The sequence below is a fragment of the Pseudomonas sp. HMSC067G02 genome (assembly GCF_001813485.1).
Taxonomy (GTDB): domain Bacteria; phylum Pseudomonadota; class Gammaproteobacteria; order Pseudomonadales; family Pseudomonadaceae; genus Pseudomonas; species Pseudomonas aeruginosa.
Window position 1 is genome coordinate 71,399 of sequence record NZ_KV812721.1, and the last position, 14,113, is coordinate 85,511.

At 68.2% G+C, this 14,113-nt stretch carries 18 protein-coding genes and 1 riboswitch; of the genes, 9 read left to right on the forward strand and 9 right to left on the reverse strand.

Annotated elements, in window-relative coordinates; genetic code table 11:
- The first annotated feature begins 191 nt into the window (after positions 1 to 191).
- A complete protein-coding gene (locus HMPREF2914_RS26910; RefSeq protein WP_003113045.1) occupies positions 192 to 1,076 on the forward strand; it encodes a dTDP-4-dehydrorhamnose reductase in 885 nt (294 codons plus the stop codon).
- On the forward strand, positions 1,069 to 1,998 hold the full coding sequence (locus tag HMPREF2914_RS26915; protein ID WP_003093339.1) for an NAD-dependent epimerase/dehydratase family protein: 930 nt from the start codon (positions 1,069 to 1,071) through the stop codon (positions 1,996 to 1,998). The genes HMPREF2914_RS26910 and HMPREF2914_RS26915 overlap by 8 nt, the downstream gene beginning before the upstream one ends.
- On the opposite strand, the gene HMPREF2914_RS26920 is transcribed toward HMPREF2914_RS26915, so the two are convergent.
- From HMPREF2914_RS26920 to HMPREF2914_RS26945, 6 genes are all read right to left on the reverse strand, one after another.
- Positions 1,999 to 2,355 carry a SirB2 family protein gene (locus HMPREF2914_RS26920; protein WP_023092430.1) on the reverse strand — a complete coding sequence of 119 codons (357 nt, stop codon included), beginning with the start codon at positions 2,353 to 2,355 and terminating at the stop codon, positions 1,999 to 2,001. It abuts the gene before it with no gap.
- A gap of 82 nt (positions 2,356 to 2,437) precedes the next feature.
- Positions 2,438 to 3,136 carry an outer membrane protein OprG gene (gene oprG, locus HMPREF2914_RS26925; RefSeq protein ID WP_003093337.1) on the reverse strand — a complete coding sequence of 233 codons (699 nt, stop codon included), beginning with the start codon at positions 3,134 to 3,136 and terminating at the stop codon, positions 2,438 to 2,440.
- A gap of 147 nt (positions 3,137 to 3,283) precedes the next feature.
- Positions 3,284 to 3,802: a DUF3299 domain-containing protein gene (locus HMPREF2914_RS26930; RefSeq protein ID WP_003137628.1), complete on the reverse strand. Its 519-nt coding sequence runs from the start codon at positions 3,800 to 3,802 to the stop codon at positions 3,284 to 3,286.
- Positions 3,803 to 3,819: 17 nt separating this feature from the next.
- The gene (locus HMPREF2914_RS26935; RefSeq protein ID WP_023092431.1) at positions 3,820 to 5,085 is read right to left on the reverse strand and encodes an ABC transporter permease; all 1,266 of its coding nucleotides are present in this window, start codon (positions 5,083 to 5,085) and stop codon (positions 3,820 to 3,822) included.
- 2 nt (positions 5,086 to 5,087) lie between these two features.
- Entirely contained in the window at positions 5,088 to 5,792 is a 705-nt protein-coding gene (locus HMPREF2914_RS26940; RefSeq protein WP_023092432.1) for an ABC transporter ATP-binding protein, read from the reverse strand.
- Positions 5,793 to 5,880: 88 nt separating this feature from the next.
- Entirely contained in the window at positions 5,881 to 6,471 is a 591-nt protein-coding gene (locus HMPREF2914_RS26945) for a DUF2796 domain-containing protein (protein ID WP_023092433.1), read from the reverse strand.
- A 131-nt stretch (positions 6,472 to 6,602) separates the two neighbouring features.
- On the opposite strand from HMPREF2914_RS26945, the gene HMPREF2914_RS26950 reads away from it, so the two are divergent.
- Entirely contained in the window at positions 6,603 to 6,953 is a 351-nt protein-coding gene (locus HMPREF2914_RS26950; protein ID WP_023092434.1) for a hypothetical protein, read from the forward strand.
- A 24-nt stretch (positions 6,954 to 6,977) separates the two neighbouring features.
- Here the strand turns inward: HMPREF2914_RS26950 and trxA are convergent, their stop codons facing one another.
- The 3 genes from trxA to HMPREF2914_RS26965 all read right to left on the reverse strand — a co-directional run bounded on the left by trxA (position 6,978) and on the right by HMPREF2914_RS26965 (position 9,048).
- Positions 6,978 to 7,847 (reverse strand): thioredoxin, encoded by an 870-nt coding sequence (trxA, locus tag HMPREF2914_RS26955; protein ID WP_023092435.1) that lies wholly within the window; start codon positions 7,845 to 7,847, stop codon positions 6,978 to 6,980.
- 71 nt (positions 7,848 to 7,918) lie between these two features.
- A complete protein-coding gene (locus tag HMPREF2914_RS26960; protein WP_031692152.1) occupies positions 7,919 to 8,581 on the reverse strand; it encodes a class I SAM-dependent methyltransferase in 663 nt (220 codons plus the stop codon).
- Positions 8,578 to 9,048 (reverse strand): YbaY family lipoprotein, encoded by a 471-nt coding sequence (locus tag HMPREF2914_RS26965; RefSeq protein WP_003132387.1) that lies wholly within the window; start codon positions 9,046 to 9,048, stop codon positions 8,578 to 8,580. The genes HMPREF2914_RS26960 and HMPREF2914_RS26965 overlap by 4 nt, the downstream gene beginning before the upstream one ends.
- Positions 9,049 to 9,233: 185 nt before the next feature.
- Here HMPREF2914_RS26965 and nrdR point away from each other — a divergent pair, with 185 nt between their 5' ends.
- From nrdR to nusB, 6 genes are all read left to right on the forward strand, one after another.
- The gene (gene nrdR, locus HMPREF2914_RS26970; protein ID WP_003107181.1) at positions 9,234 to 9,698 is read left to right on the forward strand and encodes a transcriptional regulator NrdR; all 465 of its coding nucleotides are present in this window, start codon (positions 9,234 to 9,236) and stop codon (positions 9,696 to 9,698) included.
- On the forward strand, positions 9,695 to 10,816 hold the full coding sequence (gene ribD, locus HMPREF2914_RS26975; RefSeq protein WP_023092437.1) for a bifunctional diaminohydroxyphosphoribosylaminopyrimidine deaminase/5-amino-6-(5-phosphoribosylamino)uracil reductase RibD: 1,122 nt from the start codon (positions 9,695 to 9,697) through the stop codon (positions 10,814 to 10,816). Before nrdR ends, ribD begins: the two co-directional genes overlap by 4 nt.
- A gap of 81 nt (positions 10,817 to 10,897) precedes the next feature.
- Positions 10,898 to 11,060, forward strand: a riboswitch (FMN riboswitch).
- Between the two features lie 183 nt (positions 11,061 to 11,243).
- On the forward strand, positions 11,244 to 11,903 hold the full coding sequence (locus HMPREF2914_RS26980) for a riboflavin synthase (RefSeq protein ID WP_003093316.1): 660 nt from the start codon (positions 11,244 to 11,246) through the stop codon (positions 11,901 to 11,903).
- Between the two features lie 26 nt (positions 11,904 to 11,929).
- A complete protein-coding gene (gene ribBA / locus HMPREF2914_RS26985) occupies positions 11,930 to 13,027 on the forward strand; it encodes a bifunctional 3,4-dihydroxy-2-butanone-4-phosphate synthase/GTP cyclohydrolase II (RefSeq protein ID WP_003093313.1) in 1,098 nt (365 codons plus the stop codon).
- A 117-nt stretch (positions 13,028 to 13,144) separates the two neighbouring features.
- Complete coding sequence (ribE, locus tag HMPREF2914_RS26990) at positions 13,145 to 13,621, forward strand: 6,7-dimethyl-8-ribityllumazine synthase (protein ID WP_003093311.1); 477 nt, start codon at positions 13,145 to 13,147, stop codon at positions 13,619 to 13,621.
- Positions 13,618 to 14,097: a transcription antitermination factor NusB gene (nusB, locus tag HMPREF2914_RS26995; protein ID WP_003093308.1), complete on the forward strand. Its 480-nt coding sequence runs from the start codon at positions 13,618 to 13,620 to the stop codon at positions 14,095 to 14,097. The genes ribE and nusB overlap by 4 nt, the downstream gene beginning before the upstream one ends.
- The last annotated feature ends 16 nt before the right edge of the window (positions 14,098 to 14,113 follow it).

Genomic DNA, 14,113 nt, shown 5'->3' on the forward strand with positions numbered 1-14,113 from the left:
CGGAGGCACAGCAAGAATGCGGCGTGTCAGGTTGCATGAAAATAACGGCGGCGCTGTCCGGGGTACCTGCCGCGACAAGCAGCTCCCGATGCCCGCACCTTTCATGTCGCCAGCGAGGCGTAGGATGTCATTGCCTTGGGGCGTGCGCCGCGTCGCTATTCACTATCAGATTTCGAGTGCCCCCCTACACCATGCGAATGCGCCTGATGCTTTTGGGCGGCGGTAATGCCCTTGGACAGGCGCTGATCCGCCTAGGGGCGGAGGAAGACATCGGTTTCCTCGCGCCCAGACCACCCGAGCAGGGCTGGGATGCCGCCAGCCTCACCACCCTGCTGGACGAAACGCGCCCCGACGCGGTGATCAACCTCGCCTTCTACCACGACTGGTTCCAGGCCGAGCAGGTCGAGGCGGAGCGCCTGGGCGCCCAGGAGCGCGCCGTCGAGCGCCTCGCGGAACTCTGCCAGCACTACGAGATCCTGCTGGTCCAGCCGTCCAGCTACCGGGTCTTCGACGGCGCCCGCGCCACCGCCTACAGCGAGAAGGACGAGACCCTTCCGCTGGGCCTGCGTGGCCAGGCGCTCTGGCGCATGGAGCAGAGCGTGCGCGCGGCCTGCCCGCGACATGTGCTGATCCGCTTCGGCTGGCTGCTGGACGAAAGCCCGAACGGCTTGCTGGGACGTTTCCTCAGCCGCGCCGAACAACCGCAGCCGCTGTTCCTCGCCGACGACCGGCGCGGCAACCCGACGCCGGTGGACGACGCCGCGCGGGTGGTGCTCTCGGTGCTCAAGCAGCTCGACTGCCAGGCGCCGCTGTGGGGCACCTACCACTACGGCGGACTGGAAGCGACCACCACCCTGGCGCTGGGGCAGGTGATCCTCAACGAGGCGCGTACCTATCGCTCCAACCTGATCCAGGAGCCTTCGGCGGAGGCCCATGCCGCGCGCCCGGACGCGCTCGACGAACCGCAGCACGCGGTGATGGTCTGCAAGAAGATCCTCCACACCTTCGGCATCAAGCCGCGCGCCTGGCGCGCAGGTTTGCCGGCTCTATTGGACAGGTACTACAGGCATGTTTGAACGCCCCATCCTGATCACCGGCGGCGCCGGTTTCATCGGCTCCCACCTGACCGACGCGCTGCTGGCGCGCGGCTACCGCGTGCGTGTGCTGGACAACCTGTCCACCGGCAAGCGCGACAACCTGCCCCTGGACGACGAACGGGTCGAGCTGCTCGAAGGCGACGCCGCCGACGCGGCGACCCTGGCGGCCGCCCTGAAGGGCTGCGCGGCGGTCGCCCACCTGGCCGCGGTCGCCTCGGTACAGGCCTCGGTGGACGACCCGGTCGCCACCCACCAGAGCAATTTCATCGCCACCCTGAACCTCTGCGAAGCGATGCGCGAGCAGGGCGTGAAGCGCGTGGTGTTCGCTTCCAGCGCAGCGGTCTACGGGCAGAACGGCGAAGGCACGGCGATCGACGAAGACACCCCGAAGTCGCCGCTGACGCCCTACGCGTCGGACAAGCTGGCCAGCGAGTACTACCTCGATTTCTATCGCCGCCAGCATGGGCTGGAACCGGCGATCTTCCGCTTCTTCAACGTCTACGGGCCGCGCCAGGACCCGTCCTCGCCCTATTCCGGGGTGATCAGCATATTCACCGAGCGCGCCCTGAAGGGGACGCCGATCACCGTGTTCGGCGACGGCGAGCAGACCCGCGACTTCATCTACGTCGCCGACCTGGTCGATTTCCTGGTCCAGGCGCTGGAGGCGACGGCAGTGGAGCCCGGGGCGGTGAACGTCGGCCTGAATCGCAGCATCAGCCTGAAGCAGTTGCTGGCGGAGATCGGCCAGGTGCTCGGTGGCCTGCCGCCGGTGACCCACGCCGACGCGCGAGCCGGTGACATCAGGCATTCGCGGGCGAACAACGAGCGCCTGCTGCGGCGTTTCCGCTTCGACCAGCCGACGCCGATGGGCGTGGGGCTGGCGCGCCTGCTCGGCCGCTGATCACCACCAGGGCTTGTTCAGCGCCAGGTAGAAGATCCCGCCCAGCAGGGCGAGGCTGAGGACGCTGAGCAGGCCCTTGCCGGGGCCCCGCGCCATCCGCAGGGCGAACGCCGCGCAGACGATGTAGCCCAGCAACAGCCCCAGCTTCGCCAGCAGCCAGAGCGGTAGCGGCCAGGGCATCGCCAGGTGCACCAGGCCGAGCGCGGTGAGCAGCAGCAGGGTGTCCACCAGGTGCGGTCCCCAGCGGCGGATGCCGCTGGCCTTGCGCCCCGACCAGTTCCAGGCCAGGCGCCAGACGAACAGGGCGGCGCTGCTGAGGGCGAAGGTGATGTGCAGGGTCTTCAGCCAGAGGTACATGGGCCCGTTTCCGCAGGATGAGAAAAGGCGCCCGAAGGCGCCTTTTTCCGTTGGGGGCGCAAGCCCCGCGACAGTCTACGACTCAGAACTTGTAGCCGAAACCGATCATGTAGACCCACGGATCGACGTCCACGTCGACCTTGGTCTTGTTCACGCCCAGGGCGCTCGGGCCGTTGATGCTGGCCTTGGTGTCGATGTCCATGTACCAGACGGCCATGTTGAACAGCGCGTGCTCGTTGAGCATGTAGTCGAAGCCCAGTTCGCCGGCCAGGCCCCAGGAGTCCTGCAGCTTCATGCTGCTGAAACCCTGCGCCTTGCGGTTGCTGGCGAGGTCTTCGTCGAAGAAGGTAGTGTAGTTCACGCCCAGGCCGCCGTAAGGCTGGAAGGCGCTGTTGGTACCGCCCATGGGGTAGTACTGGAGCAGCAGGGTCGGCGGCAGTTGCTTGATGTCGGCCAGCTTGCCGTCCAGGCCCGGGCCGAGGCCCTTGACGTCGACCTGGTGGTTGAACGGAGTGGCGGCGACCAGTTCCACGCCCCACTTGTCGGCGAACATGTAGGTGAAGGTCAGGCCGAGCTGGGTGTCGCTGTCGACGGTCGCCTTGGTACCGCGCTGCTTGGCGCCGTCCAGCTTGATGTCGGAACTGCTGTCGTCGGGATCGACGGTGGCGAAGCCGCCACGGATGATGAAGTCACCGGCCTTGTGTCCTTGAATATCCGCAGCGGCGAACGGGGAGGCGACGGTGAGGGCCAGCAGGGAAGCGGTAAGCCAGGACTTACGCATGATGAGCTCCATTCCTTGTATTAGAAAGTGTTGGTGCTGCTAATGGTCAGCCAGCTAACAGTTGCCTTCCTTGACACAGCTCAATCAATCCTAGGAGCAAATGTGACCGCCGCAACGTAAACGGCGCGGCGGATTGTCGCATGTCGTTCAGCTACCTTCGTATTCGTAGGGCGTCACCTTGCTCGCCTGCATGCGGTAGCCGGCCGCCGCCAGCTCGCTGCTGGCGTTCTCCACCTTGAAGGTGCCCTCGACCCAGAACGGCTGGTACAACTCGTCCATCTGCACGCCCTTGGCGGTCTTCACGTAGACGATCTGGTTCGACGGCGGCGGCGGTACGTGGATGCAGGCGCCGTAGTAGGGTACCAGGAGGAACTCGGTGACCAGCCCGGCCTCGCTGATTTCCAGCGGCACGATGTAGCCCGGCAGCTTGGCCTCGATGCCGTCCAGTGCCTTCACCACCGGGGCGTTGGGGCTCTGCTGGCTGGCCGCCGGGCCGGCTTCGCTGAGGGCGTTGGCGAGGTCGTGGATCGGCAGCGGCGCCGGGGCGGGCGGGGCGCCGGCCGGGATCAGTTGCGACCAGGTCAGTTCGCGCGGCGCGGCGCGCGCCACGGCACTGCCCAGGAGCAGGGCGAAAGCCAGCAGGAGGACGGTCAGGGAGCGCAGCATCGGGGAATATCTCCGGGTCATAGGCGGATCGACAGGCCATCGGCCAGGGACTGGCGGTAGGCGCGCCAGGCCGGCACGCAGCCGATCAGCACGGCGGCCGCCAGGATAGCCCCGAGCAGGCTCCACTCATAGTCGCTCGGCCAGGCCAGCGGCAGGTAGATGCCGTAGTTGGCCTGGACGTAGCCCTGGCTGGCGGCGATGCCGAGGTAGAGCAGGCCGAGGCCGAGGGCGACGCCGGCCAGCGCCAGGCTGAAGGCCTCGGCCAGCAGCAGGCCGAAGATGTGCCAGGGGCGCGCGCCCACCGAGCGCAGGATGGCCATCTCCCGGCGGCGCTCGTTGAGGCTGGTGAGGATCGCCGTGAGCATGCCGATCAGGCCGGTGAGAACGACGAACAGCGAGACCACGAACAGTGCCTTCTCGGCGGTGCCCATCAGGCCCCACAGTTCCTGCAGGGCGACACCGGGGAGGATCGCCATCAGCGGTTCGCCGGGATAGTCGTTGACCTCGCGTTGCAGGGCGAAGGTCGCCACCTTGCTCTTCAGGCCGACCAGGAACGCGGTGATCGCCTGTGGTTGCAGGTCCATGTGCCGCGCCTGTTCGGCGCTGACGCGCCCGGCGCCCATCGCCGGCACCCCGTTGCGCCAGTCGACGTGCAGCGCCTCCATGCCGGCGAGGGATATGTGCAGGGTGCGATCCACCGGGGTACCGGTGCGCTGGAGGATGCCGATCACGGTGAACGGCTTGTCGTCATGCTTGACCAGGCTCACCGTGCTCACCCCATGGGCCAGCACGATCTTCTCGCCGAGCCTGTAGTGCAGGGCTTCGGCCACCTCGGCGCCGAGCACCACGTCGAACAGGTCCTGGCCGAAGGCGCGGCCCTCGGCCAGTTGCAGTTCCTGGCCGCGGCCGTAGCGGTAGTGCTCGAAATAGCCGGCATCGGTGCCCATTACCCGGTAGCCGCGGTGCGAGTCGCCGAGGGAGATCGGGATCGCCCACTTCACCCGCGGGTTTTCGGCGAAGTGCCGGTAGCTGTCCCAGCGGATGTTGTTGGTCGCGTTGCCGATGCGGAATACCGAGTAGAGCAGCAGGTTCACCGAGCCGGAGCGCGCGCCGACGATCAGGTCGGTTCCGGAGATGGTACTGGCGAAGCTGGCCTTGGCCTCGGTGCGGACCCGCTCCACCGCCAGCAGCAGGCAGGCGGAGAGGGCGATGGCGAAGATCGTCAGCAGGGCGGTGAAGCGGCGGTTGGCCAGGCTGGCCAGTGCCAGTCGGAAGAGATACATGCTCAGAGTCCTGCCGGCCGGGCGGCGCGGTTGAGATCGGAAAGGGACAGGCTGCGGTCGAACAGCCCGGCCAGGCTCTGGTCGTGGCTGACGAACAGCAGGCTGGCGCCGGCCTCGCGGCATTCGGCGAAGAGCAACTGGAGAAACGCCTCGCGGCTGTCGGCGTCGAGCGCCGAGGTCGGCTCGTCGGCGATCACCAGCTCCGGCTGGCCGATCAGCGCGCGGGCGGCGGCGACCCGCTGCTGCTGGCCGATGGACAGGCTGTCGGCGCGGCGTTCGTGCAGTTCGCCGCCGAGGCCGAGCTGGCCGAGCAGATGGCTGGCGGCCTGCGCCGGGCTACCGTGGCGTTCGCGGGCGCGCTGACGGCGCAACGCGGAAAAGTGACAGGGCAGCTCGACGTTCTCGCGTACCGAGAGGAACGGCAGCAGGTTGAACTGCTGGAAGATGTAGCCGGTGTGGTCGACGCGGAAATGGTCGCGGCGCGCGGCGGACAGCTTTTCCAGGTCCTCGCCGAGCAGGCGGACGCTGCCGCGGCCGGGCTTCTGCACGCCGCCGAGGAGGCCGAGCAGGGTGGTCTTGCCGCTGCCGGAAGGCCCCTTGAGGAACAGGCTCTCGCCGCGTTCGAGATGGAAGCTGGGAATGTCCAGCAACTCCGCCTGGCCGGGCCAGGCGAAGCCGAGGTTGGTCAGGGTGATCAGTGCGCTCATGGGGGTAGGGGCGGAACGCTCCGCCGGAGCCTCGAGAATGGATGGAGGGGCGCCGCGCCGAATCCCTCGCGGCGCTTCCGGAACGATCCTACAGCTTCAGCTCGGCGCTGGCCGGGGCCAGGTCGGCGCCTTTCTGGCCGTCGGGACCGATCAGTTGTACCTGAATTTTCTGGGTGGCGGGGAAGCGCTTGAAGAACTCGGCGAGGGTCAGCAGCTTGAGCAGCTCGGGCTTCTCGCAACTGAGCTGGTAATGGGCGTGGATATCGGCATGACCGTGTTCGTGTTCGTGTTCGTGTTCGTGTTCGTGGCCTGCCTTCTCCTTGTGCGCGTGGGCCGGCGCCTTGTCGCCGAACAGCGGACTCCGCAGTTCCTGGCTGGCCACCGAGCAGCCGGCGGTGACCGGCAGGGCGAACAGCTCCAGCGGTTTTTCCAGCTGCGCGCGGGCCTTGGCCACGGCGGCCTTGTCCGCGTCGGTGCTGGCGGCGTGTTCGAAACCGACCAGGTTCATCGCCGGGCTGTCCAGCTCCAGTTCGAGGGTCTTGCCGTCCAGCGCCACGTTCAACTGAGCGACGCCGTGCTCGTGCTTGCCCAGGCTGCCGTGGGCGTGGTCATGGTCGTGATCGTCATGGGCATGGGCGGCGAACGGCAGCAAGACGAGGGCTAACAGCAGTGGGCGCATGAACGGACTCCGGCAAGGAAGGAAAAGAGTTTGTTACGTTATAACGAATTTTTCCGCCTGCCTAGCCTGGCCGATTTGGCCCCTACGCGCCGACGTGGGAGCATGGCGCGATTCGCTTGTGGAGAAACGAGATGGTGCGGATTCGCGGAAGCATCGGCGACTGGCCGGTGGACCTGACCCTGGAACTGGACGCCGAGGATTGGCGCCAGCTGGCGCAACACGTGCCCCCGCCGCCGCTGGGCGAGCCGCAGATCGCGGCGGCCAGGGCGCCGGCAGCGCCAGTGGATCGCCTGTGGCAGACCGCCCAGGACCTGCTGCGCGGCAGCGGGCGGATCGAGGGGCCGCAGTTGCTGGCGGAGCTGGAGGCGTTCAGCGGCAACGCCGGCGCCGCCAAGCAACTGCTGGTGCGCCTGCGGCACGACGCCCGGGTCAAGGTCGAGGTGGTCGACGGCACCCAGGTGTTCGTCTGGCTGGAGGACTGAGCCCCGCGGACGGGGCTCGGCGACTCAGTAGAGTGCCTGGTACAGCTTGCGGCGGTAGGCGGTGACCAGCGGGTGGTCGTTGCCGAGCAGGTCGAAGACCTGCACCAGGGTCTTGCGCGGCAGGTCGTCCTGGTAGTCGCGGTTGCGCAGGAACAGCTTGAGCAGGCCGTCCAGGGCCGCCTCGTACTGCTGCCGGGCGAGCTGCTGGACGGCCAACTGGTAGGCCGCCTCGTCGTCGCCGGCATCGGCCGCCAGACGGCTCTTCAGCTCTGCGCTGTCGGGCAGGTCGGCAGCCTGGCGCAGGAAGGTCAGTTGCGCGCGGGCGCCGGCCAGGGCCTGCTTGTGCTCGTCGCTCTTCACCGCGTCGAGGATGGCCTGCGCCTCTTCCAGTTCGCCGCGCTCGGCCAGGCAGCGGGCGTAGAGGATCAGCGCCGCGGGGTTGTCGTTGTTCTCCGCCAGCAGGGCTTTCAGGGTCGCTTCGGCGTCGCCGATGCGGCCTTCGGCGAACAGCGCCTGGGCCACTTCCAGCGGGTCTTCGTCGGGCAGCGCCGGTGCTTTCACATGGGGTTCCAGCAGGGCGCGGATCTGCGATTCGGGCTGGGCACCGGCGAAACCGTCGACCGGCTGGCCATCCTTGAACAGGACCACGGTCGGCAGGCTGCGGATGCCGAAGCGCATCACGATGTCCTGCTCGACGTCGCAGTTGACCTTGGCCAGCAGCAATTCGCCCTGGTAGGACTCGGCGATCTGCGCCAGCAGCGGCATCAGCGCCTTGCACGGGGCGCACCAGTCGGCCCAGAAGTCCACCAGGACCGGCTTGTGGAACGAGTTCTCGATGACCAACTGCTCGAAGTTGGCGCCGGTGACGTCGAAGATGTAGGGCGTATCGCTCATGTCGATTCTCGGAAACGCAAGGTGGTGACCACTATAAGTGGGGGCGCGCCGCGCGCAAACAAGCCCGTGCCTCAGGCTTGCCCGCGTTCGGCGTGATACAGGCTGACCAGGCGGAATTCGGCGGGTTCGGCGAGGTCCGGCCAGGTACAGGCGTCGAGCACGTCCAGGCGCCGGTACAGCGGATGACGGAAGTCACGGACCCGCGAGTCGGCGACCAGCGCCTGGCTGCCGCGGCTGAGGAACTGGTCGAGCAGCGGCAGGTTGGCGCGGTCGTAGAGCACGTCGGCCACCAGGATCAGGTCGAAGCGATCGTCCTCGGCGAAGAAGTCCGCCGAATAGCTCAGCTCCACTCCGTTCAGTTCGGCGTTCGCCCGGCTCGCTGCCAGCGCCAGGGGATCCAGGTCGCAAGCCACCACCTCGGCGGCGCCGGCGCGGGCCGCGGCGATCGCCGCCACCCCGGAGCCGCTGCCGAAGTCCAGCACGCGCTTGTCGCGGACCCACTGCGGGCGCGCCGCCAGCCAGCGCGCCAGGACCAGCCCGCTGGCCCAGCAGAAGCACCAGTACGGCGGCTTCTCGAGGATGCGGCGGGTCTCCTCCGGGCTGAACTGGCGGTCCATGTTCTGCGCGTCGATCAGCCACAGGCGCAGGTCGGTGCCGGGCAGCGCGGTGGCGCTGAGCCGGGCGTCGCCGAGCAGCTCGCCCAGCGCCTGGGTCAGGGCTTGCGGTGCCGTCACGGCGCGCGTACCAGGCGCAGTTCGCCGAGGGACTGGGTGGTCGGCTGGGCGATCCGCAACGGATGCAGGCGCCAGGCCAACTGGCCGGACTGGATCACCCGCGCGTGCAGTTCGACGCGCAGCGCGCCGCCAGCCGGCGGGAAGGACTCGGGGTTGAACGGCAGGCGGAAGGGCATGAGTTCGCCGGTGGCCAGCACCGTCTCGCTGGCCAGCAGCCGCTGTGGGCGGTCGCGCTCGTCGATCACCAGCAGTGCCATCTGCACCTCGCTGCCGCGTGGCAGGCTGCCCTGGATGCTGCTCAGCGTTCCGCTCAGCTCGCGCAGGTGGGCCGGCAGCACCGGCTCGACCATGGTCACGCTGCGCGAAGCTTGCGGCGTTGGCGCAGGCTTCGGCTTGTCGCTGGAACAAGCGGCGAGGAGAAGGACGGCCAGCAGGGCGATCGAGCGCAGGGTCATGGGCTGCTCCATAGCGGTGGAATCCGGGCGGCGCTTGTATAGCGCAAAGTGTGATTCTTGTCGCGCTTCGCGTAGGCCGCAACGTCCGATTCTTCTCGCCTCTCCCATCGTGCCGGCGCCGGTCGATTCTGCGGGTGCTCGGTCGGGCGCGGATGCGCTACCATGCGGCTTCCTTCAGCTACGCCTGTATCAGCACCATGCATTGTCCCTTCTGCGGTGCCCATGACACCAAAGTGATTGACTCGCGACTGGTCGCCGAGGGCGATCAGGTGCGCCGGCGCCGCGAGTGCCTGGCCTGCGGCGAACGCTTCACCACCTTCGAGACCGCCGAGCTGGTCATGCCGCGCCTGATCAAGCAGGACGGCAGCCGCCAGCCGTTCGACGAGGACAAGCTGCGCGCCGGCATGCAGCGTGCCCTGGAGAAGCGTCCGGTCAGCGTCGAGCGCCTGGAAGCGGCCATCGGCCACATCAAGCACCAGTTGCGCGCCACCGGCGAGCGCGAGATCAAGTCGCGGGTGCTGGGCGAACTGGTGATGGCCGAGCTGCAGAAGCTCGACGAAGTCGCCTACATCCGTTTCGCCTCGGTTTACCGGCGCTTCCAGGACCTCAACGAATTCCGCGAGGAGATCGAACGCCTCGCCCGCGAGCCGGCCAAGGAATGAACGCCGCCGACCCGCTGTACATGTCCCGCGCCCTGGAACTGGCGCGCCAGGGGCTGTACTCCACCCATCCGAATCCGCGCGTCGGCTGCGTGCTGGTCAAGGACGGCCAGGTGGTCGGCGAGGGCTGGCACGTCCGCGCCGGCGAGCCGCACGCCGAGGTCCATGCCCTGCGCCAGGCCGGCGAAAATGCACGCGGCGCCACCGCCTACGTGACCCTCGAGCCCTGCAGCCACTTCGGCCGCACCCCGCCGTGCGCCGACGCGCTGGTGGGTGCCGGGGTGGCGCGGGTGGTCGCGGCGATGCAGGATCCCAACCCCGAGGTCGCCGGTCGCGGCCTGCTGCGTCTGATGCAGGCCGGTATCGCGGTGCAGAGCGGGGTCCTCGAGGCCGAGGCGCGGGAACTCAACATCGGTTTCATCAAGCGCATGGAACATGGCCTGCCGTTCGTCCGGGTCAAGCTGGCGATGAGCCTGGACGGGCGCACCGCCATGGCCAGCGGGGAAAGCCAGTGGATCACCGGCCCCGCCGCGCGTTCGGCGGTGCAGCGCTTGCGCGCTCGCTCCAGCGTGGTGCTGTCCGGCGCCGATACGCTGCTGGCGGACGATGCGCGGCTCAACGTTCGCCCCGACGAACTGGGCCTGAACGCCGAGCTTACCGCGCTCGCCGCGGCTCGCCAGCCGTTGCGGGTGCTGGTCGACGGGCGCCTGCGGGTGCCGCTGGAATCGGCGTTCTACCAGGCCGGTCCGGCACTGGTGGCGACCTGCGCCGCCGCCTCGGCGCGCGAACGCTTCCAGGACGCCGGTCACGAACTGCTGGCGCTGCCCTCCGCCGAGGGGCATGTCGACCTGCACAAGCTGCTCGTGGAACTGGCGGCGCGCGGCGCCAACGAAGTGCTGGTGGAGGCCGGCCCCCGCCTGGCCGGCGCCTTCGCCCGGCTGGGGCTGGTGGATGAGTACCGGCTGTTCGTCGCGCCGAAGTTCCTCGGCTCCAGCGCCCGTCCTTTGCTCGATTGGCCGCTGGCGCGGATGGCCGATGCGGCGCAGTTGCGGATCGACGACATCCGCGCGGTGGGCGACGACTGGCTGGTCACCGCGCGGCCCCATCCGCGGGACGCCTGAACTTCGCTGCGCGGCGACGCGGCGGACGATGCACAAGCGGCGCAACTGTGGTAAAACGCCACACGGCCATCTTGGTGGCCGTAACGTTCTCAGGGCGGGGTGAAAGTCCCCACCGGCGGTAATGGCGCGCAAGGCGCCTAGCCCGCGAGCGCTTGCCGGACCGGCCACCGCCGGACGACAAGGTCAGCAGACCCGGTGCGATTCCGGGGCCGACGGTCATAGTCCGGATAAAGAGAGAACGGGATTGCCTGCCTGGGCGTACCCTGTGCGCCCGCAAGATCCCCTTCGATCCAAAAAGCCCTGTTTTTCACGAAACAGGAGTTCGTCATATGTCTTCATCTTGGAATACCCGCGCTATGGCACGCAGGCCGCTCGGCGTCGCGCCGGCCATGCTGCGCGCCTGTGCGGCGGAAAAACGGGAGGTCGCATGTTCACCGGCATAATCGAATCGATCGGCAGCGTCCGCGCGATGACGCCCAAGGGCGGCGACCTGCGGGTCTACATCGCCACCGGCAAGCTCGACCTGGGCGACGTCAAGCTCGGCGACAGCATCGCGGTCAACGGCGTCTGCCTGACCGCGGTGGAACTGCCCGGCGATGGCTTCTGGGCCGACGTCAGCCGCGAGAGCCTGGCGCGCACCGCCTTCCAGCACCTGAAGGTGGGCAGCCGGGTGAACCTGGAAAAGGCCCTGACGCCGACCACCCGCCTCGGCGGACACCTGGTGAGCGGCCACGTCGACGGCGTCGGCGAGGTGCTCAAGCGCGAGGAGAACGCCCGCGCCATCCAGTTCACCGTGCGTGCCCCGCGCGAACTGGCCAGGTACATCGCGCACAAGGGCTCGATCACCGTCGACGGCACCAGCCTCACGGTGAACGCGGTGAACGGCGCGGAGTTCGAGCTGACCATCGTCCCGCATACGCTCAGCGAAACCATCATGGCCGAGTACCAGCCCGGACGCCGGGTCAACCTCGAGGTCGACCTGCTGGCCCGTTACCTGGAGCGCCTGCTGCTTGGCGACAAGGCCGCCGAGCCCAGCGCCTCCGGCATCAGCGAAGCGTTTCTCGCCGAGAACGGTTTTCTCAAGTAACCCACGAATTGCATAAGGGGGTGCCCATGGCACTCAACACGATCGACGAACTGATCGAAGACATCCGCCAAGGCAAGATGGTCATCCTGATGGATGACGAGGACCGCGAGAACGAAGGCGACCTGATCATGGCCGCCGAATGCGTCCGCACCGAAGACATCAACTTCATGGTCAAGCATGCCCGCGGCCTGGTCTGCATGCCGATGACCCGCGAGCGTTGCGAGCGCCTCGGCCTGCCGCTGATGGTGCAGCGCAACGGCTCCGGCTTCGGCACCAAGTTCACTGTCTCCATCGAGGCCGCCGAGGGCGTCACCACCGGCATCTCCGCCGCGGACCGCGCCCGCACCGTGCAGGCTGCGGCGGCGAAGAACGCCGTGGCCGCCGACATCGTCAGCCCCGGCCACATCTTCCCGCTGATGGCCCAGCCAGGCGGTACCCTGGCTCGCGCCGGGCACACCGAGGCGGCCTGCGACCTGGCGCGGATGGCCGGGTTCGAACCGTCCGGGGTGATCTGCGAGGTGATGAACGACGACGGCAGCATGGCTCGCCGGCCCGAACTGGAGGCGTTCGCCGCCGAGCACGGGATCAAGATCGGCACCATTGCCGACCTGATCCACTACCGGCTGATCCACGAGCGCACCGTCGAGCGCATCGCCGAGCAGCCGCTGGACAGCGAACTGGGCCACTTCAACCTGATCACCTACCGCGACTCGGTGGAGGGCGACGTGCACCTGGCGCTGACCCTCGGCAAGGTCTGCGCGGAAGAGCCCACCCTGGTCCGCGTGCACAACATGGACCCGCTGCGCGACCTGCTGCAGGTCAACCAGCCGGGCCGCTGGAGCCTGCGCGCGGCGATGACCAAGGTCGCCGAGGCGGGCAGCGGCGTGGTGCTGCTGCTCGGCCACCAGATCGGCGGCGACGACCTGCTCGCCCATGTCCGCGAGATCGCTTCGGCGCCGGCCCCGGCGCCCAAGGCCACCACCACCTACAGCACCGTCGGTGCCGGCTCGCAGATCCTGCGCGACCTCGGCGTGCGCAAGATGCGCCTGCTGAGTGCGCCGATGCGCTTCAATGCGATATCCGGTTTCGACCTGGAAGTTGTAGAATACCTGCCCGCCGAATAAGGCCTGTCCCGCCCGCCGCGTGCAAGATCGCGGCGGGCGCTATGCTGGACCGACCTTTCGACCCTTTTCGCTCGGGGCGCAACGGCGCCCCGGCTCTTTAACAGATGAGACCTGCTCATGACCCTGAAGACCATCGAAGGTACCTTCATTGCTCCCAAAGGCCGCTACGCCCTGGTGGTCGGCCGCTTCAACAGCTTCGTCGTGGAAAGCCTGGTCAGCGGCGCCGTCGACGCCCTGGTCCGCCACGGCGTGGCTGAAAGCGAGATCACCATCATCCGCGCCCCGGGTGCCTTCGAGATCCCGCTGGTGACCCAGAAGGTCGCCCAGCAAGGCGGCTTCGACGCCATCATCGCCCTCGGCGCGGTGATCCGTGGCGGCACCCCGCACTTCGAATACGTGGCCGGCGAGTGCACCAAGGGCCTGGCCCAGGTGTCCCTGCAGTTCGGCATCCCGGTCGCCTTCGGCGTCCTCACCGTCGACTCCATCGAGCAGGCCATCGAGCGCTCCGGCACCAAGGCCGGCAACAAGGGCGCCGAAGCCGCGCTGTCGGCCCTGGAAATGGTCAGCCTGCTGGCGCAGTTGGAGGCCAAGTGAGCAATCAAGACAGCGGCAACCCGGCAGCCAAGCCGCCGAAAGGCAAGACCGCCGCTCGCCGCAAGGCCCGCAGCCTGGCCGTCCAGGCCCTGTACTCCTGGCAGATCGCCGGCCAGCCCCTGCACGAGATCGAGGCGCAGTTCCGCACCGACAACGACTTCTCCGAGGTCGACGGCGCCTACTTCCACGAGATCCTGCACGGCGTGCCGCGACAGAAGAGCGAGCTGGACTCCACCTTCGAGCCCTGCCTGGACCGCCCGCTGGCCGAGATCGACCCGGTCGAGCTGGCCATCCTGCGGCTGTCCACCTACGAGCTGCGCAACCGCATCGACGTGCCCTACAAGGTAGTGATCAACGAGGGCATCGAGCTGGCCAAGACCTTCGGCGCCACCGACGGCCACAAGTTCGTCAACGGCGTGCTCGACAAGCTGGCGCCGCGCCTGCGCGCCGCCGAGCTGCGCGGCGGCAAGCGCTGATCCCGCGCCGGCGGCG

Bases quoted from the DNA above. Each gene is read 5' to 3' on its own strand.
- oprG (WP_003093337.1), bottom strand. From the start codon at position 3,136: ATGCGTAAGTCCTGGCTTACCGCTTCCCTGCTGGCCCTCACCGTCGCC.
- nrdR (WP_003107181.1), top strand. From the start codon at position 9,234: ATGCATTGTCCCTTCTGCGGTGCCCATGACACCAAAGTGATTGACTCG.
- HMPREF2914_RS26965 (WP_003132387.1), bottom strand. From the start codon at position 9,048: ATGGAGCAGCCCATGACCCTGCGCTCGATCGCCCTGCTGGCCGTCCTT.
- ribD (WP_023092437.1), top strand. From the start codon at position 9,695: ATGAACGCCGCCGACCCGCTGTACATGTCCCGCGCCCTGGAACTGGCG.
- HMPREF2914_RS26930 (WP_003137628.1), bottom strand. From the start codon at position 3,802: ATGCTGCGCTCCCTGACCGTCCTCCTGCTGGCTTTCGCCCTGCTCCTG.
- HMPREF2914_RS26910 (WP_003113045.1), top strand. From the start codon at position 192: ATGCGAATGCGCCTGATGCTTTTGGGCGGCGGTAATGCCCTTGGACAG.
- HMPREF2914_RS26915 (WP_003093339.1), top strand. From the start codon at position 1,069: ATGTTTGAACGCCCCATCCTGATCACCGGCGGCGCCGGTTTCATCGGC.
- HMPREF2914_RS26920 (WP_023092430.1), bottom strand. From the start codon at position 2,355: ATGTACCTCTGGCTGAAGACCCTGCACATCACCTTCGCCCTCAGCAGC.
- ribE (WP_003093311.1), top strand. From the start codon at position 13,145: ATGACCCTGAAGACCATCGAAGGTACCTTCATTGCTCCCAAAGGCCGC.
- HMPREF2914_RS26945 (WP_023092433.1), bottom strand. From the start codon at position 6,471: ATGCGCCCACTGCTGTTAGCCCTCGTCTTGCTGCCGTTCGCCGCCCAT.
- trxA (WP_023092435.1), bottom strand. From the start codon at position 7,847: ATGAGCGATACGCCCTACATCTTCGACGTCACCGGCGCCAACTTCGAG.
- HMPREF2914_RS26980 (WP_003093316.1), top strand. From the start codon at position 11,244: ATGTTCACCGGCATAATCGAATCGATCGGCAGCGTCCGCGCGATGACG.
- ribBA (WP_003093313.1), top strand. From the start codon at position 11,930: ATGGCACTCAACACGATCGACGAACTGATCGAAGACATCCGCCAAGGC.
- HMPREF2914_RS26950 (WP_023092434.1), top strand. From the start codon at position 6,603: ATGGTGCGGATTCGCGGAAGCATCGGCGACTGGCCGGTGGACCTGACC.
- HMPREF2914_RS26935 (WP_023092431.1), bottom strand. From the start codon at position 5,085: ATGTATCTCTTCCGACTGGCACTGGCCAGCCTGGCCAACCGCCGCTTC.
- HMPREF2914_RS26940 (WP_023092432.1), bottom strand. From the start codon at position 5,792: ATGAGCGCACTGATCACCCTGACCAACCTCGGCTTCGCCTGGCCCGGC.